Here is a 15,029-nt window from a genome sequence, read left to right as displayed (position 1 = left end):
CGTGCCCGCCATTCACCAGATGGCCATCTACGGCCGGTGGCAGACCGGTCGACGTCTTTCACGAGGAGCCCTGTTGCCGTTCACCCTGAGCCATGCGGCGGCCGTCCTGCCCGTTGTGCGCGGCGACGGAAGCGGGCGGGGGCGGCTGGTTCCGGCCGTGCTCGTGGCCGGATCCTTCTCCCCCGACATGACCTACTTCGCGGCGAGTGCCGTGCCCGGTGCGATGGACTTCGGCGGCTTAACCCATTCGTTCGCCGGCGTGTTCACCGTCGACGTGGTCGTGGCCTGGGTGCTGGTCGGGCTGTGGCTGCTGGTGCGCGAGCCGTTGGTGGCGTTGCTTCCGCGGGGCCTGCAGGCGCGGCCGGCCGTGCTGTTGCGGTGCGGGGTGCCGCGCTCGCGGGTCGCGGCGGGGGTGGCGGTGCGGTGGTACGCGTCGGCGGTTCTGGGGGCGCTGACGCATGTGGTGTGGGATGCGTTCACGCATGCCGACCGGTGGGGGATGCGGTGGTTTCCCGTGCTGGGGACGGAGATCGCGGGGTCGCCGCTGTACTGGTATCTGCAGTACGGGGGGTCGGTGCTGGCGGCCGTGGTGATCGGGGTGTGGGGGGTTCGGGCCCTGCGCCGGGTGCGGGTGGACGTTTTGGGGCCGGCGTGTTCTTCGGTGCCCGTGCTGGCGGGGCGGGATCGGTGGTGGGCCTGGGGTGTGATCGCGGGGTGTGCGGTCGCGGCCGGGGCGCGGCGGGCCACCGTGTGGTGGGGGGAGTGGGGGGCGCGGGCTCGGCCCTGGGAGCTGATTCCGACGCTGTGCTTCGGGGTGGGGGCCGGGCTGGTGCTGGGGGTGCTGCTCTACGCGATCGGCGTGCGGGTGTGGCGTCCGGTGCGGGGTGCGGACGGCGGCCCGGAGCCGGTCAGCGTGGTCGGCGTGGGCCGGGGCGGCGCGGAAGGCGGTCGGTGAGCAGGCCGGCCAGGTGTGCCGCGGTGCGGTACAGGGTCGTCGCGCGACGGCGCAGGGTTCTCGCGCGGCGGTACAGGGTCGTCGCGCGGCGGCGCAGGGTTGTCGCCAGGTCTGTCGGGATGCGGGCGGTGCTTGCGTCGGCCGCGAAGACCGGGACCGGCGTGGACGGCTCGGCGGGCGCCGGGTCGGCATGTGCCTGCGCTTTCGCCGTGCGGCGGTTGAGCATGCGTATACCCATGCCCGCATCCTGACGGCGGGGGTGCCGGAGGGCGTGTTCGCGGGGGCCACGTGGGTGACGGGGGCTGCGCCTGGCAGCCAAGGGGCCGGGGGGCGGGTCGGGGTCGTGGAGGTGCGGCGAGCCCGCCGCCCACGGGGCGTCTGGCTGCTGGAGAAGTGGAACGTCTGCAGGAAGCGCACGCGGCGGGCTGCGCCGCACCCCCACGACCCGCTCCCGCGCGTGGGCGGGTGCGAGTGCGGGCCGGGGGGTGTAGTCGTCAGTGGGCCGTCAGTGGGCTGCTGATTCCCAGTCCGGGCCCGCGCCCACCGAGACGCCCAGGGGGACCCTGAGGTGGACCGCGTCGGACATTTCGCGGCGGACCAGTTCTTCGACGTGGGTGCGCTCGCCGGGGGCGATCTCCAGGACGATTTCGTCGTGGACCTGGAGGAGCATGCGGGACTTCAGGTCGGCCTCGCGCAGGGCGCCGTCCACGCGGAGCATGGCGATCTTGACGATGTCGGCCGCCGTGCCCTGGATGGGGGCGTTGAGGGCCATGCGCTCGGCCGCCTCGCGGCGCTGGCGGTTGTCGCTGTTGAGGTCGGGCAGGTAGCGGCGGCGGCCGAACAGGGTGGCCGTGTAGCCGGTGGCCCGTGCCTCGTCGACGACCCGGCGCAGATAGTCCCGGACGCCGCCGAAGCGCTCGAAGTACGCGTCCATCAGGGCCCGGGCCTCGCCGGCGTCGATGTTCAGCTGCTGGGAGAGGCCGAAGGCCGACAGGCCGTAGGCGAGGCCGTACGACATCGCCTTGATCTTGCGGCGCATCTCCGCGTCGACCGCGGTCTGCTCGACCGCGAAGACCTGTGAGGCGGCCGTGGTGTGCAGGTCCTCGCCCGAGGTGAAGGCCTCGATGAGGCCCGCGTCCTCGGAGAGGTGGGCCATCACGCGCAGTTCGATCTGGCTGTAGTCGGCCGTCATGAGGGACTCGAAGTCCTCGCCGACGACGAAGCCCCGGCGGATGGCCCGGCCCTCGTCCGTGCGGACCGGGATGTTCTGCAGGTTCGGGTCGGTGGAGGAGAGGCGGCCGGTCGCGGCGACGGTCTGGTTGAAGGTGGTGTGGATGCGGCCGTCCGCCGCGATGGTCTTGATCAGGCCCTCGACCGTGACGCGGAGCTTCGCCTGCTCGCGGTGGCGGAGCATGATCACCGGGAGTTCGTTGTCCGTCTGGGTGGCGAGCCAGGCGAGGGCGTCCGCGTCGGTGGTGTAGCCGGTCTTCGTCTTCTTGGTCTTGGGCAGGGCCAGCTCGCCGAAGAGGACCTCCTGGAGCTGCTTGGGCGAGCCCAGGTTGAACTCGTGTCCCGCCGCCGCGTGCGCCTCCTTCACCGCCTGCTGGACGGCGCCCGCGAACATCTGCTCCATCGCCTCGAGGTGGGCGCGGTCGGCCGCGATGCCGTGCCGCTCCATGCGGGCCAGGAGCGCGGAGGTGGGCAGCTCCATGTCCTGGAGGAGGTCTGCCGCGCCCACCTCCTGAAGGCGGCCGGTGAAGGCCTGTCCGAGGTCCAGGACGGCGCGGGCCTGGATCATCAGGGCCTCGGCCTCGGCGCCGTCGTCCGTGCCGAAGGCCAGCTGGCCGTCGGCGGCCGCGGCCGGGGCCAGCTCGCGGCCCAGGTACTCCAGGGACAGCGCGTCCAGGTCGAAGGAGCGGCGGCCCGGCTTGACCAGGTAGGCGGCGAGCGCGGTGTCCATGGAGACGCCGGCGACGCTCCAGCCGTGCTCGGCGAACACGCGCATGGCGCCCTTGGCGTTGTGGAGGACCTTGGTCTTCGCCTCGTCCGCCAGCCAGGCGACCCATGCCGTCTCGTCGGCCTCGTCCAGCTGGGACGGGTCGAACCAGGCCGCCGGGCCGTCGGCCGTGGCGAGGGCGACCTCGGCGACCGATCCGGTGCCGAGCGCCCAGGTGTCGACGGTGGCCACGCCGAGGGGCGCGTCCGCGTGCGCGGCGAGCCAGGGGGCGAGCTCGCCGGTGCCGAGGACCGTGCCGTCCAGCTCCACGCCGTCGGCGATCACCGGGGTCTCCTCGGCCTGGGCGGCGCCCGGGTCGACGGCCAGCAGTCGCTCGCGCAGGGACGGGTTCCTGATCTCCAGGGTGTCCAGGACCATCGCGAGGGCCTTGCGGTCGTACGGGGCGCGCTCCAGGTCGGTGACCGTCCTGGGCAGTTCCACCGTGCGCACCATCTCGGTCAGGCGGCGGTTGAGCTTGACGGCCTCCAGGTGGTCGCGGAGGTTCTGGCCGGCCTTGCCCTTGACCTCGTCGACGCGCTCCACCAGGTCGGCGAAGGAGCCGAACTGGTTGATCCACTTCGCGGCCGTCTTCTCGCCGACGCCCGGGATGCCCGGCAGGTTGTCGGACGGGTCGCCGCGCAGGGCCGCGAAGTCCGGGTACTGCGCCGGCGTCAAGCCGTACTTCTCGAAGACCTTCTCCGGAGTGAACCGGGTCAGCTCCGAGACGCCCTTCGTCGGGTACAGCACCGTGGTGTGCTCGGTGACCAGCTGGAAGGAGTCTCGGTCGCCGGTGACGATCAACACCTCGAAGCCCTCGGCCTCGGCCTGGGTGGCGAGGGTGGCGATGACGTCGTCGGCCTCGAAGCCGTCGACCGCGAAACGCGAGACGTGCATGGTGTCCAGGAGCTCGCCGATCAGCTCGACCTGGCCCCTGAACTCGTCCGGCGTCTTGGAGCGGTTCGCCTTGTACTCGGTGAACTCCTCGGAGCGCCAGGTCTTGCGGGAGACGTCGAAGGCCACCGCGAAGTGCGTGGGCTCCTCGTCACGCAGGGTGTTGGCCAGCATCGACGCGAAGCCGTAGATCGCGTTCGTCGGCTGGCCCGTCGCCGTCGTGAAGTTCTCCGCGGGCAGCGCGAAGAACGCGCGGTACGCCAGCGAGTGCCCGTCCATGAGCATGAGGCGGGGCCGCTTGCCGCCGGGGGTCGTCTCGGTCTTCTTCGATGCTGTCTCTGCCACGGACCCGATCCTGCCACGTGCCACTGACAGTCGGCCGCCATCGGGGGTCGCGGCACCTTCGGCGGCACTGTCGGCGGCGCGTGCGAGGATCGAAGGCGTACCCACATGTGCAGGTGAAGGAGATGGCGCCATGGCCACCAAGCCGCCCAAGAGCGATCCGGTTCAGGACGCGCCGCAGGTCGCCGAGCCCAAGCACGCGGCGGCGGGACTTCCGGCCATCGGACACACCCTGCGCATGGCACAGCGGCAGATGGGCGTGCGGCGCACGATGCTGACGCTGCTGAACGTCAACCAGAAGGACGGCTTCGACTGCCCGGGCTGCGCCTGGCCGGAGCCGGAGCACCGGCACACGGCGGAGTTCTGCGAGAACGGCGCGAAGGCGGTGGCCGAGGAGGCCACCCTGCGCCGGGTCACCCCGGAGTTCTTCGCCGCGCACACCGTGGCCGACCTGGCGGGCAGGAGCGGGTACTGGCTGGGCCAGCAGGGGCGGCTGACGCATCCCGTGTACCTGCCCGAGGGCGGGGACCGGTACGAGCCGGTGAGCTGGGAGCGGGCCTTCGACATCGTCGCCGAGGAGATCGCCGCGCTCGGCTCCCCGGACGAGGCGGTCTTCTACACCTCGGGCCGCACCAGCAACGAAGCGGCGTTCCTCTACCAGTTGTTCGCGCGCGAGCTCGGCACCAACAACCTGCCGGACTGCTCGAACATGTGCCACGAGTCGTCCGGGTCGGCGCTGTCGGAGACGATCGGCATCGGCAAGGGCAGCGTCCTGCTGGAGGATCTGTACAAGGCGGACCTGATCATCGTGGCCGGGCAGAACCCGGGCACGAACCATCCGCGCATGCTCACCGCCCTGGAGAAGGCCAAGGCGGGCGGCGCCCGGATCATCACCGTCAACCCGCTGCCCGAGGCCGGTATGGAGCGGTTCAAGAACCCGCAGACGCCGCAGGGCGTGCTCAAGGGGGCCGCCCTCACCGATCTGTTCCTGCAGATCCGCATCGGCGGCGACCAGGCCCTCTTCCGGCTCCTCAACAAGCTGATCCTCGAGACGCAGGGCGCGGTCGACGAGGAGTTCGTCCGCGAACACACGCATGGCTACGAGGAGTTCGCGGCGGCGGCGGAGGCCGCGGACTGGGACGAGACGCTCGCCGCGACCGGTCTCACCCGCGAGGAGATCGAGCGGGCCCTCGGCATGGTGCTCGCCTCGAAGCGCACCATCGTGTGCTGGGCGATGGGGCTGACGCAGCACAAGCACTCCGTGCCGACCATCCGCGAGGTGGTCAACTTCCTCCTGCTGCGCGGCAACATCGGCCGTCCCGGCGCGGGCGTGTGCCCGGTGCGCGGTCACTCGAACGTGCAGGGCGACCGCACCATGGGCATCTTCGAGCGCCCCGCGCCCGCCTTCCTGGACGCCTTGGAGAAGGAGTTCGGCTTCGCGCCGCCCCGTGAGCACGGCTTCGACGTCGTCGAGGCCATCCGGGCGCTGCGGGACGGCCGGGCGAAGGTCTTCTTCGCCATGGGCGGCAACTTCGTCTCCGCCTCCCCCGACACCGAGGTCACGGAGGCCGCCATGCGGCGCGCCCGCCTCACGGTGCACGTGTCGACCAAGCTGAACCGCTCGCACGTGGTCACGGGCGCGCGTGCCCTGATCCTGCCGACCCTCGGCCGTACCGAGCGGGATCTGCAGGGCGGCGGCGAGCAGTTCGTGACCGTCGAGGACTCCATGGGCATGGTGCACGCCTCCCGTGGCCGCCTGGAGCCGGCCGGCGGGCATCTGCTGTCCGAGCCCGCCATCGTGTGCCGTCTGGCCCGCCGCGTCCTGGGCGAGGGCAGCACGGTGCCGTGGGAGGACTTCGAGAAGGACTACGCCACGATCCGCGACCGCATCGCGCGTGTGGTCCCCGGTTTCCAGGACTTCAACGCGCGCGTGTCGCGTCCCGGCGGCTTCGCGCTCCCGCACGCCCCGCGCGACGAGCGCCGCTTCCCCACGAAGACCGGGAAGGCGAACTTCACGGCGGCCCCCGTGGAGTACCCCGGGCTGCCCGAGGGCCGGCTGCTGCTGCAGACGCTGCGCTCGCACGACCAGTACAACACCACGATCTACGGCCTCGACGACCGCTACCGGGGCATCCGCAACGGCCGCCGGGTGGTCCTGGTCAACCCGGAGGACGCGCGGACGCTGGGGGTCGCCGACGGTTCGTACGTCGATCTCGTCAGCGAGTGGCGGGACGGGGTGGAGCGGCGGGCGCCGGGCTTCCGGGTGGTGCACTACCCGACGGCGCGGGGATGTGCGGCCGCCTACTACCCGGAGACCAACGTCCTGGTCCCCCTGGATCACACCGCGGACACCAGCAATACCCCGGCCAGCAAGTCCGTGGTCGTGCGTCTGGAACAATCGTCGACCGACTGAGCGTTTGCTCAGTCAGGCTGCACGGCTGATCACGGACGAACGGAGCACGGCCCATGGGCGAACAGCAGCATGTGAGGTTCCCGCAGGAGGTCATCGACGAGTACGCCGCCCTCGGCGTGGACCTGCCGGCCCTGTTCTCCGCCGGACATCTCGGGACGCGCATGGGCGTGGAGATCGTGGAGGCCTCCGCCGACCGTGTCGTCGGCACCATGCCGGTGGAGGGCAACACCCAGCCCTACGGACTGCTGCACGGCGGCGCCTCCGCCGTGCTCGCCGAGACGCTCGGTTCCGTCGGGTCGATGCTGCACGGCGGCAGCTCCAAGATCGCGGTCGGCGTCGACCTGAACTGCACGCACCACCGGGGCGTGCGCTCCGGGATGGTGACCGGGGTGGCGACGCCCGTGCACCGGGGGCGGTCGACGGCGACGTACGAGATCGTGATCAGCGACGAGGAGGGGCGGCGTGTCTGCACCGCTCGGCTGACCTGCCTGCTGCGGGACGTGCGGCAGGGCGACGAGGTGCCGGCGGGCACCGCGGGCTGAGAGCGGCCCACCTCTGGCCGCACCCGGCGATCAGGCCATAGCGTCGTGCCATGAGAACGGGAGGAGCCACCCGGCCGGGGCTCGTGCTCGGCTGCGGGCTGGCGCTGGTACTGGTGACGGGCGGGCTGTGCGCCGGGTGCGGGGACTCGGGCTCCGCGAGCGGTTCGGCCGCCGGGCGCACGACCTCGCCCACGCCGGCCGCGACGACCACCTCGCCCGAGGACCTGTGCACCCGTGTCGTCGCGCACTGGTCGCGCGAGGTGCTCGACAGCCACAGCTACGGCGATTACCAGACGATGGGCCTGTCCAACGGGCAGTACGACATCCTGCGCGAGGTGGTGGACGCCGCCCGGGTGGAGAAGAAGCGGCACGGCGCCCGCGCGGCCGACGAGCTGATCGGCCGCGAGGCGCGCGCGGGCTGCCGCGACTGGTACCGCACCGGCGGACCGAGCAACGGGCCCTGGTCATGAGCGGCGTCGGCCCCGTCGAGCCCGGCGAGGGCACCCGTGCCCGGGATCTTTCGGAGGAGGACTCCCCCTCGCTCCCCCGCCGCCCGCGCGGCCGGTTCGGGCAGTGGTACGACCGGCACCGCCGCGGCGCCCTGGCGGCGGCCGTGGTGGCCGTCCTGCTCGCGGCCGGCGGATATCTGTATCTGACCCGGCCGCACCCACCGGCGCCCGCGGCGCCGCCGTACCCGTCCCAGGTCGTGGACGTCACCTATCTGGAACCGGTGGCCACGCCGAAGGGGGTGCGCCCCCGCAGCTTCAGCTTCGCGGTCGCTCTGAGTGTCGAGTCCGGCCCGCCGGTCACGGTGCGTTCGATCAGCCAGCCCTACCCCGGGATCTCACTGACGTCGGAACCGCTCGCTCCCTTTCGGGCCCGGGCGGGCGAGACACGGAACGTCGTGATCACCATGCACGTCACGGATTGCCGGAAAGCGCCAGAAAGCGCCGGACTGCCTTTCCTGGACGTAACTCTGCGTAATACGCGCGCAATGGAAGTCCACAGTTACATCCTCGGACAGCGCTATGCGCAACACCTCTCCACCGCCCTGCAAGGCATCTGCAAGCACGGTCCCAGGTAATTACCAAAAGCCTCGAAGCACATGACAGATCACGTCGGGTCCTGCAGGTTCTCAGAATGCGGACTGGGCGAATCGGCCGGAATTCTGCTGTACTGCCCACAGAGCACCGCTCTGCATTACCTCGTGTCATAACGAAGGAGTCACAGCCTCCCCCAGACCCTCCTCCCGGGTTCCTCCACCCGCTTAGAGTCACGGCCAGTCACCGTGCAGCCGAAAAAGCACTTCGGCACGGCGCAGGGACTCGGCCACTTCCACGGGGAAGGGCCGTGCCAGGGAAAGGACTGATCGTGCGTCAACGTTCGCTCATCGCCATCACCGCCGCGCTGGCGGCGGGAGCACTCACCCTCACCGCCTGCGGCTCGCGCGACAGCGGCGACAAGAGCAGCTCCGGCAGCGGCGGCACCACCGTCACCATCGGAGTCGACGCCCCGCTGACCGGCGACCTGTCCGCGCTGGGCCTGGGTATCAAGAACTCCGCGGACCTCGCCGTCAAGACGGCCAACAAGGACAAGACCGTCAGCGGGGTCACCTTCAAGCTCGTCGCCAAGGACGACCAGGCTCAGGCCTCGTCCGGCCAGCAGAACGCCTCGGCCTTCGTCGCCGACAAGAGCGTCCTGGGCGTCGTCGGCCCGCTGAACTCCTCCGTGGCGCAGTCCATGCAGAAGGTGTTCGACGACGCGAAGCTGGTCGAGGTCTCCCCGGCCAACACCAACCCGGCGCTCACCCAGGGCGACGCCTGGCAGACCAAGAAGGTCCGCCCGTTCAAGTCGTACTTCCGCACCGCGACCACGGACGCCATCCAGGGCCCGTTCGCCGCCGAGTACATCTACAACACGGCCAAGAAGAAGAAGGTCTTCGTCATCGACGACAAGAAGACCTACGGCGCCGGCCTCGCCGCCACCTTCACCCAGGAGTACAAGAAGCTCGGCGGTACGGTCGTCGGCACCCAGCACATCAACCCCGACACCAAGGACTTCTCCTCGGTCGCCACCCAGGTGAAGAACTCCGGTGCCGAGGCCGTCTACTACGGCGGTGAGTACCCGCAGGCCGGCCCGCTCAGCAAGCAGATCAAGGCCGCCGGTGCCAACATCCCGCTGGCCGGCGGCGACGGCATCTTCGACCCGACCTTCATCAAGCTGGCCGGGGCCAAGAGCACCGGCGACCTCGCCACCTCGGTCGGCGCGCCGGTCGAGACCCTGCCCTCCGCCAAGAAGTTCGTCTCGGACTACAAGGCGGGCGGCTACTCGGAGGAGTACGGCGCCTACGGCGGCTACTCCTACGACTCGACCTGGGCGATCATCCAGGCCGTGAAGTCGGTCGTCGACGCCAACAACGGCAAGCTGCCCTCGGACGCCCGTGCCAAGGTCACCGCCGCCATGCAGAACGTCTCCTTCGACGGAGTGACCGGCAAGGTCTCCTTCGACGAGTTCGGTGACGCCACCAACAAGCAGCTCACCGTCTACGCCGTCAAGAACGGTGCCTGGGCGCCCGTCAAGTCCGGTACCTTCACCGGCTGACCCCACTCCCGCACCACTCACGAGCCGCGCGGGGCGCTGTTCCACTGGCGCCCCGCGCGTTCTCGCATCCGGCTCCATCCGTCGAAAATCATCCGAATAGTCTCGGAGGACATGCGGTGAACGAACTGCCGCAGCAGCTGGTCAACGGCCTGCTACTGGGATCCATGTACGGGCTGGTCGCCATCGGCTACACGATGGTCTATGGCATCGTCCAGCTCATCAACTTCGCCCACGGCGAGATCTTCATGACCGGAGCGTTCGGCGCGCTGACGGTCTACCTGTACGTCCTGCCGGACGGCACCTCCATGGCGGTCGCCCTGCCGCTGATGATCGTCGGGGCCATCATCGTCGCCGTCGCGGTCGCCGTGGGGGCGGAACGGTTCGCCTACCGTCCCCTGCGCAACGCACCCCGTCTCGCCCCCCTCATCACCGCCATCGGCCTCTCGCTCGCCCTGCAGCAGGCGGTCTGGGCCTGGTACCCCGACGCGAAGTCCTCCGTGACGTTCCCGCAGATCGACGGCGGGCCGTTCCACATCGGTGACGTCACCATCCAGACCGGCGACATCTTCCTGCTGGTCGCCGCGCCCATCAGCATGGCCGTCCTCGCCTACTTCGTCATGAAGACCCGCACCGGACGCGGTATGCAGGCCACCGCCCAGGACCCGGACACCGCCAAGCTCATGGGTGTCAACACCGACCGCATCATCGTGATCGCCTTCGCCCTCGGCGCCACCTTCGCCGCGATCGGCGGCGTCGCGTACGGCCTGAAGTACGGCGAGGTCAACTTCCGTATGGGCTTCATCCTGGGCCTCAAGGCGTTCACCGCGGCCGTCCTCGGCGGCATCGGCAACATCTACGGAGCCATGATCGGCGGCATCGTCCTCGGTATCGCCGAGACCCTCGCCTCCGCCTACATCTCCAACATCCCGGGCATGGAAAAGTTCGGCAGCCAGTCCTGGGCAGACGTCTGGGCCTTCGTACTCCTCATCCTCGTGCTCCTCTTCAGGCCACAGGGTCTGCTCGGCGAGCGCGTCGCGGACAGGGCGTGACACCGATGACCACACAGACCACCGCGCCCGAGACCCCGGGCACCCCCGCGGCTCCCGCCCCGGCCGGCCTCATCGGCATCCCGCCGCACATCGGCCGCGCACTCGCCGTCGGCGGCGGCGTACTCACCATCATCTCCACCTTCATGTCGTGGACCTGGACCTCCGCCTTCCCCGGCGACCTCACGGTCTACGGCTACCCGGGCGGCCTGCAGGTCCTCGTCCTCATCGGCGGCGTGCTGACCACCCTCTTCGCGCTGGCCGGCCAGGGCGTCAAGGGACTGAAGTACGTCGTCCCCTCCGGCGGTGACGCGGCGCTCAAGTTCGCCGCCCTGGCCGCCTTCGCCACCGCCTGGTACACGGTCATCGCGATCAGCGTCGAGCTCGGCGGCGTCGTCAACCTCGACCCGGGCGGTTACGTGGTGGCGATCGCCACGCTCGCCGCGTTCATCGGCGCCCTGGCCCTGCCGTTCGAACACCCCGAGCCCGACCCGATCGACCCCGACGACGACTCCTGGGAGCAGTTCAAGAACAAGTCCTCCCACGAGTGGGAGACCATCAAAACCGCCTTCTCCGCCCGTCCCCCGCGGCCCGTCGGCAAGCTCCCGACCTACGTCGAGATCCTGGTCATCGCCGTCGTCATGGCGCTCGGCCTGCTCGTCTTCACGTACGGCATCGGCACCCAGTACGACGAGCTCTTCGTCGGCTTCCTGATCACGGCCGGCTTCGGCTTCGCCGCCCTGAACAAGTCCGGTCTCGTCGCCCAGGCCGCCCAGATCACCTCGCGGCACCAGACGATCACCGTCTGGGGCGCCTTCATCGCGGCGGCCCTGTTCCCCTTCACCCAGACCGACGACCAGTACGCGACCATCGGCGTCTACATCCTGATCTTCGCCACCGTCGCCCTGGGCCTGAACATCGTCGTCGGCCTCGCCGGCCTCCTCGACCTCGGTTACGTCGCCTTCCTCGGTGTCGGCGCCTACGCCGCGGCCCTGGTCTCCGGCTCCCCGAGCTCGCCGTTCGGTGTGCACTTCCCGTTCTGGGCGGCCGTCCTCGTCGGCGCCGCGGCCTCGCTGGTCTTCGGCGTCCTCATCGGCGCCCCGACGCTGCGACTGCGCGGCGACTACCTGGCCATCGTGACGCTCGGCTTCGGTGAGATCTTCCGCATCACCGCCAACAACCTCGACGGCACCTCGGGACCGAGCCTGACCAACGGCTCCAACGGCATCTCCTCGATCCCGAACCTCACCATCCTCGGGTTCGACCTCGGCGCGCCGCACACCATCGCGGGCTTCACCATCGGCCGGTTCGCCAACTACTTCCTGCTGATGCTGCTCATCACGGCCGTCGTCGTCCTCGTCTTCCGGCGCAGCGGCGACTCCCGTATCGGCCGCGCCTGGGTCGCCATCCGCGAGGACGAGACCGCCGCGCTGGCCATGGGCATCAACGGCTTCCGCGTGAAGCTGATCGCGTTCGCCGTCGGCGCCTCCCTCGCGGGTCTCGCCGGCACCGTCCAGGCCCACGTGACCTACACCGTCACCCCCGAGCAGTACCAGTTCGCCGGGCCCATCCCGCCGAACTCCGCCTTCCTGCTCGCCGCGGTCGTCCTCGGCGGCATGGGCACCATCGGCGGTCCGCTGATCGGCGCGTCCCTGCTCTACCTGATCCCGAACAAGCTCCAGTTCCTCGGCGACTACCAGCTCTTCGCCTTCGGTGTCGCGCTCATCCTGCTGATGCGCTTCCGCCCGGAGGGCCTCGTCGCCAACCGGCGCCGCCAGCTGGAGTTCCACGAAGAGGCCGAAGCGCCCACAGTCCTCAGCAAGACAGGGGCCTGACCACACATGACCACCGACACCACCACCCAGGGCACCACCCCGGGCGCCACCGCCCCCGGCCAGGTCGTCCTCGACGCCCGCGGCGTGACGATGCGCTTCGGCGGTCTGACCGCCGTACGCGATGTCGACCTGACCGTCAACAGCGGCGAGATCGTCGGCCTCATCGGCCCCAACGGCGCCGGCAAGACGACCTTCTTCAACTGCCTGACCGGCCTCTACATCCCCACCGAGGGCGAGGTCCGCTACAAGGACGAGGTCCTGCCTCCGAAGTCCTTCAAGGTCACCGCGGCCGGTATCGCGCGCACCTTCCAGAACATCCGTCTGTTCGCCAACATGACGGTGCTGGAGAACGTGCTCGTCGGCCGCCACACCCGGACGAAGGAAGGATTCTGGTCCGCCGTCCTGCGCCTCCCCGGCTTCCACCGGGCAGAGAACGCCTCGCGGGAACGGGCCATGGAGCTCCTGGAGTTCGTCGGCCTCGCCGGCAAGGCGGACCACCTCGCCCGCAACCTTCCCTACGGCGAGCAGCGCAAGCTGGAGATCGCGCGCGCCCTCGCGAGCGAGCCGGGACTGCTCCTGCTCGACGAGCCGACCGCGGGCATGAACCCGCAGGAGACGCGGGCCACGGAGGAACTCGTCTTCGCCATCCGTGACATGGGCATCGCCGTCCTGGTCATCGAGCACGACATGCGGTTCATCTTCAACCTCTGCGACCGCGTCGCCGTACTCGTCCAGGGCGAGAAGCTCGTCGAGGGCGACAGCGCGACGGTGCAGGGCGACGAGCGCGTGATCGCCGCCTACCTCGGCGAGCCCTTCGACGGCTCCCCCGGCGACGACGAGGCCGCCGACGTACACGCCGACGCCCCGAGGGACGCCGCGCCCGGCAAGGAGAACGACCGATGACCGCACTCCTGGAGGTCGAGGACCTCCGCGTCGCCTACGGCAAGATCGAGGCCGTGAAGGGCATCTCCTTCAAGGTCGACGCGGGCGAGGTCGTCACCCTGATCGGCACCAACGGCGCCGGCAAGACCACCACCCTGCGCACCCTGTCCGGGCTGCTCAAGCCGGTGGGCGGCCAGATCAGGTTCGACGGCAAGTCGCTCAAGAAGACCCCGGCCCACCAGATCGTCTCCCTCGGCCTCGCGCACTCCCCCGAGGGGCGGCACATCTTCCCCCGCATGACGATCGAGGACAACCTGCGTCTGGGCGCGTTCCTGCGCAGCGACCGGGCGGGCATCGAGAAGGACATCCAGCGCGCCTACGACCTCTTCCCGATCCTGGGAGAGCGCCGCAAGCAGGCCGCGGGCACCCTCTCCGGCGGTGAGCAGCAGATGCTCGCCATGGGCAGGGCCCTGATGTCCCAGCCCAAGCTGCTGATGCTCGACGAGCCCTCCATGGGTCTGTCGCCGATCATGATGCAGAAGATCATGGCGACGATCGCCGAGCTGAAGTCCCAGGGCACGACCATCCTGCTGGTCGAGCAGAACGCCCAGGCGGCGCTCTCGCTCGCCGACCACGGTCACGTCATGGAGGTCGGCAACATCGTCCTGTCCGGCACCGGTCAGGACCTGCTGCACGACGAGTCGGTGCGCAAGGCCTACCTCGGCGAGGACTGAGGCCTTTCGGCAGTACGACGAGGCCCGCGCCCCCGGTTTCCGGGGACGCGGGCCTCACCGCTGTCGCGGGCGAAGGTCAGCTCTTGCCGGCCTTCTTCTCGTCGGCGTCCTGGATGACCGCCTCGGCGACCTGCTGCATGGACATCCGGCGGTCCATGGAGGTCTTCTGGATCCACCGGAACGCGGCCGGCTCGGTCAGGCCGTACTCGGTCTGCAGGATCGACTTCGCGCGGTCGACGAGCTTGCGGGTCTCCAGGCGCTGGGTGAGGTCGGCGACCTCCTTCTCCAGCTCCTTCAGCTCGGTGAACCGGGACACGGCCATCTCGATCGCCGGTACGACGTCGCTCTTGCTGAAGGGCTTGACGAGGTAGGCCATGGCGCCGGCGTCCCGGGCCCGCTCGACCAGATCGCGCTGCGAGAAGGCCGTGAGCATCAGGACCGGGGCGATCCGCTCCTCGGCGATCTTCTCGGCGGCGGAGATGCCGTCGAGCCTCGGCATCTTCACGTCCAGGATGACGAGGTCGGGCCGGTGCTCGCGGGCGAGCTCGATGGCCTGCTCGCCGTCGCCGGCCTCGCCGACGACGCTGTAGCCCTCTTCCTCCAGCATCTCTTTGAGGTCGAGCCGGATGAGGGCCTCGTCCTCGGCGATGACGACACGGGTCGTCAGCGGAGGCACGTGCGACTTGTCGTCGTCGGGCGCGTCTACGGGCTGGGGCGACTCGGGGGAGGTCACGGGGGCTCCTTGTTCAGGGCAGGGGTACTGCTGACAAGAGCGTACCCAGCTGCGGTAAG

13 protein-coding genes are annotated in these 15,029 nt (G+C 70.1%); 10 read left to right on the top strand and 3 right to left on the bottom strand.

Features of this window, described 5'->3' with window-relative positions:
• Positions 1–73: 73 nt before the first annotated feature.
• Positions 74–955, top strand: a complete 882-nt coding sequence (locus ACQF4J_RS33845) for a DUF4184 family protein (protein WP_427167542.1) — start codon at positions 74–76, stop codon at positions 953–955.
• Here ACQF4J_RS33845 and ACQF4J_RS33840 read toward each other — a convergent pair.
• Complete coding sequence (locus ACQF4J_RS33840) at positions 909–1,193, bottom strand: hypothetical protein (RefSeq protein WP_351561907.1); 285 nt, start codon at positions 1,191–1,193, stop codon at positions 909–911. The two genes, ACQF4J_RS33845 and ACQF4J_RS33840, sit on opposite strands and share 47 nt — an antisense overlap.
• Positions 1,194–1,460: 267 nt before the next feature.
• Positions 1,461–4,187, bottom strand: a complete 2,727-nt coding sequence (gene polA / locus ACQF4J_RS33835; RefSeq protein WP_427167541.1) for a DNA polymerase I — start codon at positions 4,185–4,187, stop codon at positions 1,461–1,463.
• A 130-nt stretch (positions 4,188–4,317) separates the two neighbouring features.
• Between polA and ACQF4J_RS33830 the strand changes: the two genes are divergently transcribed.
• The 9 genes from ACQF4J_RS33830 to ACQF4J_RS33790 all read left to right on the top strand — a co-directional run bounded on the left by ACQF4J_RS33830 (position 4,318) and on the right by ACQF4J_RS33790 (position 14,237).
• Positions 4,318–6,597 (top strand): FdhF/YdeP family oxidoreductase, encoded by a 2,280-nt coding sequence (locus ACQF4J_RS33830; RefSeq protein ID WP_351561911.1) that lies wholly within the window; start codon positions 4,318–4,320, stop codon positions 6,595–6,597.
• A gap of 53 nt (positions 6,598–6,650) precedes the next feature.
• A complete protein-coding gene (locus ACQF4J_RS33825; RefSeq protein ID WP_351561913.1) occupies positions 6,651–7,139 on the top strand; it encodes a hotdog fold thioesterase in 489 nt (162 codons plus the stop codon).
• A gap of 50 nt (positions 7,140–7,189) precedes the next feature.
• Positions 7,190–7,609 (top strand): hypothetical protein, encoded by a 420-nt coding sequence (locus ACQF4J_RS33820; protein WP_351561915.1) that lies wholly within the window; start codon positions 7,190–7,192, stop codon positions 7,607–7,609.
• On the top strand, positions 7,606–8,223 hold the full coding sequence (locus tag ACQF4J_RS33815) for a Tat pathway signal sequence domain protein (protein WP_427167540.1): 618 nt from the start codon (positions 7,606–7,608) through the stop codon (positions 8,221–8,223). Before ACQF4J_RS33820 ends, ACQF4J_RS33815 begins: the two co-directional genes overlap by 4 nt.
• Positions 8,224–8,510: 287 nt before the next feature.
• Complete coding sequence (locus ACQF4J_RS33810) at positions 8,511–9,740, top strand: branched-chain amino acid ABC transporter substrate-binding protein (protein ID WP_351561921.1); 1,230 nt, start codon at positions 8,511–8,513, stop codon at positions 9,738–9,740.
• Positions 9,741–9,856: 116 nt separating this feature from the next.
• Positions 9,857–10,789, top strand: a complete 933-nt coding sequence (locus ACQF4J_RS33805; protein WP_351561924.1) for a branched-chain amino acid ABC transporter permease — start codon at positions 9,857–9,859, stop codon at positions 10,787–10,789.
• 5 nt (positions 10,790–10,794) lie between these two features.
• The gene (locus ACQF4J_RS33800) at positions 10,795–12,621 is read left to right on the top strand and encodes a branched-chain amino acid ABC transporter permease (RefSeq protein WP_351561927.1); all 1,827 of its coding nucleotides are present in this window, start codon (positions 10,795–10,797) and stop codon (positions 12,619–12,621) included.
• A gap of 6 nt (positions 12,622–12,627) precedes the next feature.
• Entirely contained in the window at positions 12,628–13,524 is an 897-nt protein-coding gene (locus tag ACQF4J_RS33795; protein WP_351561930.1) for an ABC transporter ATP-binding protein, read from the top strand.
• Positions 13,521–14,237, top strand: a complete 717-nt coding sequence (locus ACQF4J_RS33790) for an ABC transporter ATP-binding protein (protein WP_351561935.1) — start codon at positions 13,521–13,523, stop codon at positions 14,235–14,237. The genes ACQF4J_RS33795 and ACQF4J_RS33790 overlap by 4 nt, the downstream gene beginning before the upstream one ends.
• 76 nt (positions 14,238–14,313) lie before the next feature.
• On the opposite strand, the gene ACQF4J_RS33785 is transcribed toward ACQF4J_RS33790, so the two are convergent.
• The gene (locus tag ACQF4J_RS33785; protein WP_351561940.1) at positions 14,314–14,970 is read right to left on the bottom strand and encodes an ANTAR domain-containing response regulator; all 657 of its coding nucleotides are present in this window, start codon (positions 14,968–14,970) and stop codon (positions 14,314–14,316) included.
• Between the last annotated feature and the right edge of the window lie 59 nt (positions 14,971–15,029).

It is taken from the genome of Streptomyces sp. C1-1 (assembly GCF_050214755.1).
Classification (GTDB): domain Bacteria; phylum Actinomycetota; class Actinomycetes; order Streptomycetales; family Streptomycetaceae; genus Streptomyces.
This window is presented reverse-complemented; position numbering and strand designations above follow the sequence as displayed.

Excerpts from the sequence above, each read along its gene's own strand:
- ACQF4J_RS33825 (WP_351561913.1), top strand. The coding sequence starts at position 6,651 with ATGGGCGAACAGCAGCATGTGAGGTTCCCGCAGGAGGTCATCGACGAG.
- ACQF4J_RS33820 (WP_351561915.1), top strand. The coding sequence starts at position 7,190 with ATGAGAACGGGAGGAGCCACCCGGCCGGGGCTCGTGCTCGGCTGCGGG.
- ACQF4J_RS33800 (WP_351561927.1), top strand. The coding sequence starts at position 10,795 with ATGACCACACAGACCACCGCGCCCGAGACCCCGGGCACCCCCGCGGCT.
- ACQF4J_RS33815 (WP_427167540.1), top strand. The coding sequence starts at position 7,606 with ATGAGCGGCGTCGGCCCCGTCGAGCCCGGCGAGGGCACCCGTGCCCGG.
- ACQF4J_RS33790 (WP_351561935.1), top strand. The coding sequence starts at position 13,521 with ATGACCGCACTCCTGGAGGTCGAGGACCTCCGCGTCGCCTACGGCAAG.
- ACQF4J_RS33840 (WP_351561907.1), bottom strand. The coding sequence starts at position 1,193 with ATGGGTATACGCATGCTCAACCGCCGCACGGCGAAAGCGCAGGCACAT.
- ACQF4J_RS33830 (WP_351561911.1), top strand. The coding sequence starts at position 4,318 with ATGGCCACCAAGCCGCCCAAGAGCGATCCGGTTCAGGACGCGCCGCAG.
- ACQF4J_RS33795 (WP_351561930.1), top strand. The coding sequence starts at position 12,628 with ATGACCACCGACACCACCACCCAGGGCACCACCCCGGGCGCCACCGCC.